Annotated in this window: 1 protein-coding gene; it reads left to right on the top strand. The window is 42.2% G+C overall.

Features of this window, described 5'->3' with window-relative positions:
* Nucleotides 1-191: 191 nt before the first annotated feature.
* The coding region (locus ACEW8U_RS01360; RefSeq protein WP_373520238.1) for a M14 metallopeptidase family protein at nt 192-2833 on the top strand (2642 nt) is incomplete at its 3' end.

Raw genomic sequence — 2833 nt, 5'->3', positions numbered from 1 at the left:
CTGTTTTTTAATCCTTTCCTAATTTAAGGAATTGGGAATTATCATCATAGGAAAGAGGACGAAACCAAAAGAGGGCTGTAAGTTCAAAGCCAAACAAATACCAATCAAACCTTTTTATTTCCGATCAAAAGGGCTCTTTTGCTTTGGAAGGTTAGCCGATGTATTTTTAGAAAATAGCTAATCAAAATTTTATGATGAAAAAAATATACTTATCCCTTGTATTGGCAATTTGTACAAGCGCTTTTGTTTATGCACAAAAAATTCCGACTCCCAAAGAACATTTTGGATTTGAGATCGGTGATGATTACAAATTGGCCACATATACAGATACAGATGCCTATTTTAGAAAAGTGGCAGAATTATCCGATCGGGTAAAATTTATAGAAATTGGCCCAACAGAAGAGGGCAGGCAGATGCCCATGATGATCATTACTTCTCCGGAAAACCATCAAAAGCTGGAGCGTTACAAAGAAATCTCACAAGTTCTCGGTCGTGCAGAAATCGGTGAGGATGAAGCTAAAAAGCTTTCATTGGAAGGAAAAGCAATAGTTTGGATTGATGGAGGTCTTCATTCTACAGAAACTGTTGGATCCCATCAAATGATACCGACCTACTATGATCTTGTGACAAGGAATGATCCAGAAAATATGCGTATTCTCAACGACTTGATCATATTGATGGTACATACCAATCCTGATGGTCATGAGATCATCACCAATTGGTACATGGGTCCTGAAGATGTCAAAAAGAGAAATATGAGCTCTCCTTACATGTACCAAAAATATGTAGGGCATGACAATAACAGGGATTTCTTTATGAACAACATGAAGGAAACCACCAACACATCTCTTCAACAATATGTAGAGTGGTTGCCTCAGATTATCTATAACCATCATCAGACTTCTCCGGCAGGAACTGTTGTGGCTGGACCTCCTTATCGTGATCCTTTCAACCATGTATTTGATCCCTTGATCATGACAAGTTTGGATGGTGTAGGCGCTGCCATGATCAACAGACTCAATATCGAAGGTAAACCCGGATACACCCGATTGGGAGGTTCTGTGTTTTCATCTTGGTGGAATGGCGGTCTTCGTACCACGCCCTATTTTCACAATATGATCGGTGTCCTGACTGAGACTACAGGAAGTCCGACACCATCTGTGATACCTTTGGTTCCTGAAAGATTAATTCCAACTCACGCCACTCCCTATCCAATTGAGCCGCAACCCTGGAACTTCAAAAAATCAATTGATTATTCAGTTACCATGAACTATGCGATTTTGGATTTTGCCAGTAGGAATTCCGATGCGCTGTTATTCAATATTTACAAAATGGGCAAAAACAGCATCGAAAGAGGTAATATGGATCATTGGACCAAATATCCTAAAAGATCTGCTGCAGTTCAGCAAGCATTTGAAGATTCAAAAGCCAAGAAATCTGCTGATGACCCTGAAATGGCCTATTATGGCATGAGAAGTGGTTTGCCTGTTCAGTTTTTCGATTCTGTATTTAAGGACTTGAATCTAAGAGATCCAAGAGGATTTATACTGTCCTCTGATCAACCTGATTTTCCGACAGCCATCAGGTTTGCCAATGCCCTGATCAAATCCGGTATTCAGGTTCATCGTGCTACAGATGCCTTCACAGTGGCAGGAAAGAATTATCCGAAGGGTTCGCTTGTTTTTAAATCCGCACAGGCATTCAGACCTCATTTGTTGGATATGTTTGAGCCACAGGATCACCCCAATGATTTCGAATATCCTGGAGGTCCTCCAAAAAGACCTTATGACGCAGCAGGCTGGACTTTGGCCTTTCAAATGGGAGTGGAGTTCGATAGGATATTGGATGGATTTACGGGTCCTTTTGAAGCACTGCCTTATGGAGAAGTTCTGGAGTTCCCGGCAACACGGGTTCCGGGAGGATCTGTTCTGATCGATGCAAGGGCTAACAATACCTTCATCGTTGTCAATGATTTGTTGAAGTCAGGGGTAAATGTTTCCCGTACTACGAGTGCAGTTTCTGGTTTGCCTGCAGGAAGTTTCTTTGTTTCTGGAGGGAAAGCCATATTGGAGAAGGCTGCGAAAGATTATGGTGTGAAAATGATTTCTACTTCAAGGCCCTCAGGAACAGTTCAGGTTAAACCCGCAAAAGTTGCCTTGTTTGACCACTATGGAGGTTCTATGCCTTCAGGCTGGGTCAGGTGGATGTTGGAACAATACAACTTCCCCTTCCAAGTGATTTATCCTAAAGATATCGATGCAGGTAATCTGAAAGCAAAATATGATGTGATCTTATTTATTGGACCCGGTGCACCTGGAACAGTCAGAAGTTGGAGTGGTCAACCAAAAGAAGAAGACATAGATGCGCAGTACCACAAACTGTTAGGAAATCTTACCAAAGACAAATCTGTCCCTGAATTGAAGAAATTTATGGAAGATGGTGGCAGTGTTGTGACTGTTGGTGCCAGTACTTCTTTGGCCTACGATTTGGGTTTGCCTGTTACCAATGCACTAATGGAAACTATGGCGGATGGCAAACAAAGAAATCTTCCTGGTGATAAGTTTTACATTCCAGGAAGTATTTTGAAGGCAACCTTGGATTCCAGTCATCCTGCCAATTGGGGAATGGGTAGTACAGCCAATATGGTGTACAATAACAGTCCTGTGTTCAACCTGGCTCCCGATGCTCTGATGCAGGGAGTCAAACCATTGGCTTGGTTTGGAACAGAATCACCTTTGGTGTCCGGTTGGGCATGGGGTGAGTCTTACCTAAGAAATGGAGTAGTGGCTTTTGAAGCCCCCATCGGAAAAGGAAAGTTATACGCTTTCGGCCC

The organism is Aquiflexum sp. (genome assembly GCF_041751335.1).
Classification (GTDB): Bacteria; Bacteroidota; Bacteroidia; order Cytophagales; family Cyclobacteriaceae; genus Aquiflexum.
The sequence above is the reverse complement of the archived record's forward strand: the minus strand, read 5'-3'. Positions and strand labels throughout refer to the sequence as shown.